Source organism: Streptomyces sp. NPDC060205 (assembly GCF_042728395.1).
Classification (GTDB): Bacteria; Actinomycetota; Actinomycetes; order Streptomycetales; family Streptomycetaceae; genus Streptomyces.
Window position 1 is genome coordinate 26,055 of record NZ_JBHWZP010000074.1, and the last position, 7,777, is coordinate 33,831.

General features: G+C 68.2%; 8 protein-coding genes. 4 read left to right on the top strand and 4 right to left on the bottom strand.

Features of this window, described 5'->3' with window-relative positions:
• Positions 1 to 22: 22 nt before the first annotated feature.
• Positions 23 to 886, top strand: a complete 864-nt coding sequence (locus tag ACFWGJ_RS15785) for a hypothetical protein (protein WP_387324299.1) — start codon at positions 23 to 25, stop codon at positions 884 to 886.
• Here the strand turns inward: ACFWGJ_RS15785 and ACFWGJ_RS15790 are convergent.
• Complete coding sequence (locus tag ACFWGJ_RS15790) at positions 873 to 2,120, bottom strand: pyridoxal phosphate-dependent aminotransferase (RefSeq protein ID WP_387324301.1); 1,248 nt, start codon at positions 2,118 to 2,120, stop codon at positions 873 to 875. The two genes, ACFWGJ_RS15785 and ACFWGJ_RS15790, sit on opposite strands and share 14 nt — an antisense overlap.
• Before the next feature lie 122 nt (positions 2,121 to 2,242).
• Here ACFWGJ_RS15790 and ACFWGJ_RS15795 point away from each other — a divergent pair, with 122 nt between their 5' ends.
• Positions 2,243 to 3,151, top strand: a complete 909-nt coding sequence (locus ACFWGJ_RS15795; RefSeq protein ID WP_387324304.1) for a LysR family transcriptional regulator — start codon at positions 2,243 to 2,245, stop codon at positions 3,149 to 3,151.
• Between the two features lie 516 nt (positions 3,152 to 3,667).
• Here ACFWGJ_RS15795 and ACFWGJ_RS15800 read toward each other — a convergent pair.
• Positions 3,668 to 3,901 carry a hypothetical protein gene (locus ACFWGJ_RS15800; RefSeq protein ID WP_387324307.1) on the bottom strand — a complete coding sequence of 78 codons (234 nt, stop codon included), beginning with the start codon at positions 3,899 to 3,901 and terminating at the stop codon, positions 3,668 to 3,670.
• 662 nt (positions 3,902 to 4,563) lie between these two features.
• A complete protein-coding gene (locus ACFWGJ_RS15805) occupies positions 4,564 to 5,307 on the bottom strand; it encodes a hypothetical protein (RefSeq protein WP_387324310.1) in 744 nt (247 codons plus the stop codon).
• 325 nt (positions 5,308 to 5,632) lie between these two features.
• On the opposite strand from ACFWGJ_RS15805, the gene ACFWGJ_RS15810 reads away from it, so the two are divergent.
• Positions 5,633 to 5,872 (top strand): hypothetical protein, encoded by a 240-nt coding sequence (locus ACFWGJ_RS15810; protein WP_387324313.1) that lies wholly within the window; start codon positions 5,633 to 5,635, stop codon positions 5,870 to 5,872.
• Positions 5,873 to 6,090: 218 nt separating this feature from the next.
• Here ACFWGJ_RS15810 and ACFWGJ_RS15815 read toward each other — a convergent pair whose 3' ends face one another.
• Entirely contained in the window at positions 6,091 to 6,672 is a 582-nt protein-coding gene (locus tag ACFWGJ_RS15815; protein WP_387324316.1) for a TetR/AcrR family transcriptional regulator, read from the bottom strand.
• A 57-nt stretch (positions 6,673 to 6,729) separates the two neighbouring features.
• Here ACFWGJ_RS15815 and ACFWGJ_RS15820 point away from each other — a divergent pair, with 57 nt between their 5' ends.
• On the top strand, positions 6,730 to 7,629 hold the full coding sequence (locus ACFWGJ_RS15820; RefSeq protein ID WP_387324318.1) for an alpha/beta fold hydrolase: 900 nt from the start codon (positions 6,730 to 6,732) through the stop codon (positions 7,627 to 7,629).
• Positions 7,630 to 7,777: the final 148 nt, after the last annotated feature.

A 7,777-nucleotide genomic window follows, 5' to 3' on the forward strand; every position in this document is an offset into this window, starting at 1 on the left:
AACCGCTGGCAGCGTCTCGCCCATGACGTACGAACTCTCAGACACACCAAAGGCCGAACCGGGCAGGAGTCCTGTCTCCGGCCCCTCCCACCGACCGCGCTGGAACAAAGTCCCTGAAGTCACCGCCTACTTCTGGATCATCAAGATCCTGTGCACGACCGTCGGCGAGACCGCGGCCGACCTCCTCAACGAGAAGGCCGGACTGGGCCTGACCGGTGTGTCCGTGCTCACGAGCGCGCTGCTCGCGGCCGTCCTGCTCGTCCAGTTCCGCACAGCCCGGTACCGCGCGGGCGTGTACTGGCTCGCCGTCGCCCTGATCAGCGTGGTCGGCACCCTGATCAGCGACAACCTCACCGACAGCATGGGCGTACCGCTGGAGACGAGCACCACGGTGTTCGCGCTCCTCCTCGCGGTCGTCTTCGCCGTCTGGTACCGGCGCGAGCGGACCTTGTCGATCCACAGCATCGACACCCCGAGCCGCGAGTCGTTCTACTGGCTGGCGGTGCTGTTCACCTTCGCCCTGGGCACGGCGGTCGGCGACCTCGTCTCCGAGCGGATGAACCTCGGCTACTGGCTCGCGGCGGTCCTGTTCGCCCTGGCCATCGGGGCCGTCGCGGTCGCCCACTTCACGCTCGGATTGAACGCGGTGTGGAGTTTCTGGATCGCCTACATCCTCACCCGGCCCCTCGGAGCCTCGATCGGCGACTACCTCTCCCAGCCGACCGCCGACGGAGGAGTCGGCCTCGGCACCGTCGTCACCAGCGTCTTGTTCCTCGCGGTCATTCTCGGTCTGGTCGTCCACCTGGCGATGACACGCAAGGACGTCACGGAGCCAGGGATCAGGCGGGCGGCGGGCCCGGCCCCGTCCCGGTCTATGGGCGAGTAAGTGTGGTGAGTGCCTCGCTCAGGCGGGTGAGTGCGGCGCTCACCCAGGGCAGGTCCTCGGGCGAGTCGGCCTCCAGGGCCGCCAGACGCTCGCCGGGGGTGGTCCCGTACAGGAGGCTGGCGGCCAGTCGGAGGGTCAGGGCGGTTTCGGAGTCGCCGAACGCGCTGCCGGGCAAGGTGGCGATGCCATGGTGTTCGAGGAGCGCGGTCGCCAGGTCGGCGCTGGTGGTGATGCCCTGTCGGGCGAGCTCGGCGCGAGCGGGTGTGAAGTCGGGGTAGAGGTAGAAACCGCCCTGAGGTGGGCGGCAGCGGGCGCCGACGGCGGTGACGCGCTGGTGCACAGCAGCCGCGACGCGGGCATGCACATGCCGTGAGGCGGCGATGTGGACGAGGACTTCCGGAGGGTCGGCCAGGGCGTGGGCGGCCACCGTCTGCATCGGGGCGGCCAAACTGGACCAGACCTCGCTGGCGATGCCGGTCAGTTCTCCGTGCAGCGTGCGTCCCCAGGGACTGTCGGGGGTACGGGCGAAGCCGATCCGCCAGCCGCCCAGGGCGAGGGACTTGCTCAGGCCGGTGGTCACGACGGTGCGGTCGGGCAGACGCCGGGCCGGGCTGGGCGCGGTGCCCTGATGGCAGAGCTCGGCGTAGATCTCGTCACTCACGACGGCCAGGCCGTGGCGTCGGGCAATGGCGCAGACCTCGTCCACCTGCTCCGCAGGCGCCACGGTGCCCGTGGGGTTGTCCGGCACGGTGAGCACCAGCACACCAGGCTCGGTGCCGTCGGCGACGGCCTGCCTGAGAGCTCCTTCGAGCAGCGCAGGGTCCGGGATGCCGCCGGCCTCCGCGGGAACGGCGACGGGGATGACGCGACGGCCGAGGAGCGCGGCCTGGGCAGCGTAGGAGACCCAGGACGGGCAGGGCAGCACCACGTCCCCGCCGATGGCGGCCAGCAAGGCGAAGAGCAGGGGCTTGCTGCCGGGAGCGAAGAGGATCTGTTCCGGCTGCGTGGGCAGGCCGCGGCGTGCGAACCAGCCTGCCGCAGCCTCGCGGGCCTCGGCTGTCCCGGCGACCGGGCTGTAGTGGTTGTGGTGTGCCGAGCCGGCGAGCACCTCGGCCAGACCTGGGCAAATCGGCAGCCCTGCCTCTCCGAAGCCCAGGTGCAGCACCTCATGCCCGGCTTGCCGCCGGGCATGAACGGCCTCATCGATGGCGAGTGTGGCGGAGTGGGTGGTCACAGTGGTGCTCCTGAAGGGGCTGGGCCCGGGACGTCGAGGGGACGCCGGGATCACTTCCACACTGCCGTAGCGGTAGCGTAAGAGAAAGCGCGAGTATGTGGGCCTTACCTTAAGGAGTCCTGATGCTGGATCTGCGTCGGCTGGAGATCCTCCACCGCTTCGCCGCGCGGGGCACCATCACGGCGACTGCCGCCGACCTGGGCTACTCGCCTTCCGCCATCTCCCAGCAACTGGCCGTACTGGAACGCGAGGCGGGGGTGGCACTGCTGGAACGCACCGCACAGCGCGCCAGTCTCACCGACGCGGGACGCGAACTCGCCGAGCATGCCGGACGGATCCTCGCCGCCGCGGAAGCCGCCGCGAGCCGGATGCGGGTCCGGGCCGGGACCGTGGCGGGTCGGGTGGCGCTGAGTTGCATCCCCGGGCTGGCCCCCGTTCTGGCACCCCACCTCGCCACGCTGCAACGCGACCATCCCGGGCTGAGCATCGTGGCCCACGAGACGGGCGCGCTCACGGCTGCCGCCGCGGTCCTGGATCGCAGCTACGACCTTGCCGTGATCGACCACTGGGCAGCCGAACCACCTGCTCAGGTCTCCGGCCTGGTGGCGCACCAGCTGCACACGGAGGAGATCGTCATGGCCGTCCCCGTCGGCCACGGCCTCGCAGCACGGCCCGGCCCTGTCACCGCCGCCCGACTGCGCGATGCCGTACGTGAGGAGACCTGGCTGTGCGCACCACCCGGCCGTCTGTCCCGGCTGGCAGGGGACGAGCGGTTGGCCGCGGCCGACGCCTCGCCCCTGCGCCGTTGGGAGTTCGAGGGCCTGCACGTGCAGGCCGCCGTGGTGGCCACCGGTGCGGGCCTCGCCCTCCTGCCCGCCGAACTGGCCGCTGAGCACGCCACCATCAAGGCACTGCCGCTTTCCCCGCGCATGCACCGCAGCATCCAGGCCCTCACCCGCCGCACCGCGAGCGAAGACCCCGCCATCAACGCCTGCCTGCACGCTGCGCGGCGTGCGCTTGACGGCCGCTGAGGGGCAGCCGGAAACACCGGGCGACGCTTCGGTCAGTTCAGCGCACGCAGCACCAGCCGCACAACTGCCATGATCCCTCGCCAGATCCAACCGAGCAGTCCTCCCGCCACGGCGATATCGACGGCGTCCGCAGCGGCGTCCGTCCGGTCCGGCGTGGATCGACACCGCGAGCAATCACGGGGCCAACTGCGCTTGTGGGCACCGCACTTCTTGCACGTCGCCATAACCTCGTTCCCTCCCACCGCCGCATCCCTTGCTCAACGAACCCGGGACACGGTTTGATCGCATGGCTCTGGGCCCGACCGGCCGACATCGCGCCTGCTGAGCCTGTGCGGCAGCCTCCCTCACCGGGGCGGGAGCCCGCATCACCCCGGAGAAGGACCTGGTTCTGCACCCAGGGGTAGAGGACGTGATCTGCTGGAGGACACTGTCAGGTGTCTTGCTGCTGAGGACCGACGGAAAGCCCGCGCCGGCTTCGAGCACGACGGTGCCCTCACGTCGACGCACACGCTCACGTCAACGCCCCTGCCGCCCGCCGCGACGGCGCCGGGCCTCCACGATCTCCTGCCCGGCCGTCCACACGACGATCAGCGCTACGGACAACCACAGGACATCGCTCCAAGACTCCCCCAGCCAGAAGTGGGACACGATAGCGGCGCCGCCGAAGCCGAGCACCGCCAGACCGAACCTCACCCGGCGGCGGGGCCACGGGGCCCGCGACCGCCCGGTCGTCCAACGTTCATCCGACATGCTCAACTTCGTAACACGACGCGGCAGTTCACATGCGCGATCCGCGTCGTCCCCGCGCCCGCCGACACCGAACCGGTCGTTCAGGTGCTGGACCGCAAACGGAATCACCCCCGCACTCGCCGGGAGCCGGTCCACCGCTCCCGACGGCTGCCCGACGGCCCACGTCGGCAGAGCGTGACCGGGAACGGCGCCGCTTCCTCACCGAACCGGACGCCGCCGGCGCGTCCGCCGCGCCATGCGATGCCATACGTCGGCAGTACGTCCGGCAGGCACAGCACCGCCGGGCCGCTTTAAGGCCGGCCTCTCTTTACGCGACGGAACCGGGTCGTCGTCGTCCATCCCATGCCCCCTCAAAGAAGGGGAGGCATCCGGCACGACCGATCTCGTCCGTCTCCAGCGAGTATCGGACGCGATGCGGACCGCCCGACTCCCGCCCATCCACTGCCGCGCCCACGCACTCGCTCATTTTCGGGAATGAGCATGATTCCGTTCCGGCTGCCAACCTTCGCCTGCCGGATCATAGAGATTATAGAGAGTTTCAACGCCTACGGAGTTGTGCGAGAACAGGAAGGTTGAATCCGTCGCACATGCGTGTGGCGCGTTCGCGTGGAGTTTTCGAAAAGCATTTCGCCACCGCCTATTGCAACCCGAAAGGGAATCATTCAATTCATGGCCAGAGCGGAACCGAGCAGTTGACCGAGCACCTCGATAATCTTTTCGTCCTCAGTGGTGAGGTCGCCGGGGTTGAGACTGTCGATGCTCAAGATTCCAAACGCCTGATGATTGCAGGCCGGTGCGACGGCTGCGGCTATGAAGGTCTTGTACTTGTTGTTGTCGGGCTGCATCACGTCCGCTTCCCTGTCCAAGTCCTCGACGAACAACGGGCTGCGGTTGTCCATATGACGTAAGAGACGGTCCCCCCGTGGACTGCCCTCGCTGTAGACGGTGCGGGGGGTGTCCTGTCGCCCCACCCACATGCCGGGCGAGCAGCGCAGAGTCCGGGCACCCGGTGCACCTTCGACGTCGAGAAAGCAGGCCCGCGAGTCAGCCGGCCCCACCGCGCGAGCAGCGGTGATCACCGCATGCTTCATGCGTTCCTGTAAGCCGCGGCGCTGGTCCGGCGTCGCGGCGACGGCGATCTCGCCCAACACTTCGATGATGGGGACCAGCATCTCCTGCAACAGGCGTCGCTGTGCGTTCGCGGCTGTCTCGGCAAGCTTCTTTCCTACGAGGACATTTTGACTCGCAGTTAATACAAGGCCAAAGGTTGCCAATACGCCTGCAGCCACGGCTATCCAGAATAGCCATTCATACCGACCGGCCACTGCGGCACCTGTATAGGCCAGAACGTTCAGAAGAGCAGCCACGACCGTATTGCGGTGACGCTGCCACCAGCTTGTCCCCATGGCAACGGAGAGTAGCAGCGCGGGCAGCCGCCAGAGGGGGGTTGAAAGAGGATCCCAATCCACGGAGCGCTTAGGGATCTTGCAGTCCGGGGACACCCATGACAGTTGGATGATCCCGAAAGGGATGCGTCATGGACATGTAAATATTTGAATGAATGTCAAGTCCGCTGAACCACTGCACACCTCGGACGGCCTGTGAGACCTTGGTGCCGGGCCCCGGCCCGGCCGTGCACATCGAGTTCGGGGGCGCTGCTGCATGCCCGGCCTGAAGAACTGTTCCGCGCTACATCAAGGTCGGCAACCGATCGAAAAGCAAGGGGGCTCCGTGAAGAAGGAAAAAGATACGGCACCAGAACGAGAGCTGATAGCCGGTCGCACCGTCGCCCAGGTCTTGGCCGAGGAGTTCCACAAGGATCCCGAGGCCTATAGGGAAACCCGCGCGCAAGCCCTACAGCCCGAGGTGCTCTACAGGCAAGCTCGCGAACAGGTCATCGCTGAGCAGAACGCCGCGATACGCGCATTTCTGCGCAAGGTAGTGAAAAAAATAAGGCACCCCTTCTCCTGAGTGCGGCTCTCTGCCGTGATGCGCCCCGAAAGGTCTTCGCCCCAGCCGAACGGGCCGGCACTTGTCGACGACGGCTGCGGCTGCGGGCTATCCCGCCGTCCACTGCCGGCCGTGCTGTGTGACTGTCCTCGGGAGAGATAAGCCTGCCCAGTGGCTGCGGCGGTCAAACACGGTCTCCGATCGCGCAACTGGCCTTCCGTCGAAGCAGGTGCTGCGGGTCATTCCGTGGCGCCTCCGGCACCCCTCGTGGCAGCTGCCGCGACGGTCGCCAGGTCTTCACCCGAGAAGCCCGCACGGCTCAGCACGGCCAGGGACTTGTTCGTCGCCACCGCGCACAACGCCAGCTCTGCCGCCTCCTGCTCCCCGGCCCCCGCCGCCAGCAACGCCCGCTCCAGCCGCGTGCGGAGACCGTCGATCAGGGCGCGGACCATCGCCCGGCCCTCCGCGTCGAGCGCCGGGAACTGTGTGGCCGACACCGTGAGCAGGCAGCCGTCCGGGACCGTCGGGTCAGCGATGCGGTTCAGGGCGACCTGCAGAAAGGCGGACACGACGTCGCCCGGGCTCGGGTGGGGCCCGGACAGCGCCTGCTCGTACAGCGGTTGATAGGTCTGCGCGTACCGTTCGAGGCTCTTGCGGAACAAGGCGTTCTTGTCGCCGAAGGTGCCGTAGAGCGAGCCCCGGCCCAGGCCCGTGCCCTCGGTCAGGCGGTCGATCGAGGCCTCCGAATAGCCCCAGCGCCAGAAGACGTGCATCGCGCGTCGTAGTGCCTCGTCCACGTCGAACTGCTTACGGCCTGCCATGGTCCGTCAGCCTACACATCTTGTACCGATCGTTCAAAGATGCGTAAGGTCGCTCGCATGACAAGCTTGAGTTCGCTGCGGCTGCCCGACGGATTCCTCGACGTCTTCACCAGCCGGCTCGTGGAGGTGAACGGGCTGCGGCTGCACGCGGTCACCGGTGGGCACGGCCCGGCGCTGCTGCTGATCGGCGGGTGGCCCCAGACCTGGTACGCCTGGCATGAGGTGATGCCCGCGCTCGCCCGTGAGCACACCGTCGTCGCCGTCGACTCGCGCGGGGCCGGGCTCTCCGACAAACCCGACGACGGGTACGACGCCGGCACGCTGGCCGCCGATCTGGTCGCGTTGATGGCCGCGCTCGGGCACGACCGGTTCGACGTGGTCGGCCACGACATCGGTACGTGGACCGGATACGCCCTCGCCGCCGATCATCCCGAGAGGGTGGGCCGGCTCGCCATCCTCGAAGCGGTGATCCCCGGTCTCACGCCGTCCCCGCCGTTCTTCGGCCCGGCCGCGGCCAGCCTCAAGCTCTGGCAGTTCGGCTTCAACCGGCTGACCGACCTCAACGAGGAACTGGTCCGGGGGCGGGAACGGCTCTTCTTCGGCTGGCAGTTCGCCACCAAGGCCGCCACGCCGACCGCGATCCCCGAGTACGCCGTCGACGTGTACGTCGACGCGATCACTTCGGATCCGCGCGCGCTGCGGGCGAGCTTCGCGTACTACCGGGCGCTGGACGAGACGATCGCGCAGAACGAGCAGCGTGGCAAGGCCAGGCTGACGTTGCCGGTGCTCGCCGTCGGCGGCGCGCTGTGGAGCGGCGCGAGTGCCGAGCAGACGATGCGGCTGGCGGCCGACGACGTCACGGGCGTCGTTCTCGACGACTGTGGCCATTACCCGGCCGAGGAGCAGCCGGCTCGTCTCGTCGAGATCCTGGAGGACTTCCTCGTGACCGACCGGTAGCGGGTACGCCGCCCGGCTGAGTCCACGAACCATCCGTGTACCCAGGCGGCGCTTTGCACACTCCGATACGCCGTCGAGCAGGCCTTCGCCGCCTGACTCCATGCGTGCCTGCGTGCCTGCCTGGATCAGGCCTCAAAACGGTTCGGGC

What these genes read in the sequence shown, in the direction of transcription:
- ACFWGJ_RS15785 (WP_387324299.1), top strand. Translation starts at nt 23, where the DNA reads ATGACGTACGAACTCTCAGACACACCAAAGGCCGAACCGGGCAGGAGT.
- ACFWGJ_RS15795 (WP_387324304.1), top strand. Translation starts at nt 2,243, where the DNA reads ATGCTGGATCTGCGTCGGCTGGAGATCCTCCACCGCTTCGCCGCGCGG.
- ACFWGJ_RS15800 (WP_387324307.1), bottom strand. Translation starts at nt 3,901, where the DNA reads ATGTCGGATGAACGTTGGACGACCGGGCGGTCGCGGGCCCCGTGGCCC.
- ACFWGJ_RS15805 (WP_387324310.1), bottom strand. Translation starts at nt 5,307, where the DNA reads ATGGGGACAAGCTGGTGGCAGCGTCACCGCAATACGGTCGTGGCTGCT.
- ACFWGJ_RS15815 (WP_387324316.1), bottom strand. Translation starts at nt 6,672, where the DNA reads ATGGCAGGCCGTAAGCAGTTCGACGTGGACGAGGCACTACGACGCGCG.
- ACFWGJ_RS15820 (WP_387324318.1), top strand. Translation starts at nt 6,730, where the DNA reads ATGACAAGCTTGAGTTCGCTGCGGCTGCCCGACGGATTCCTCGACGTC.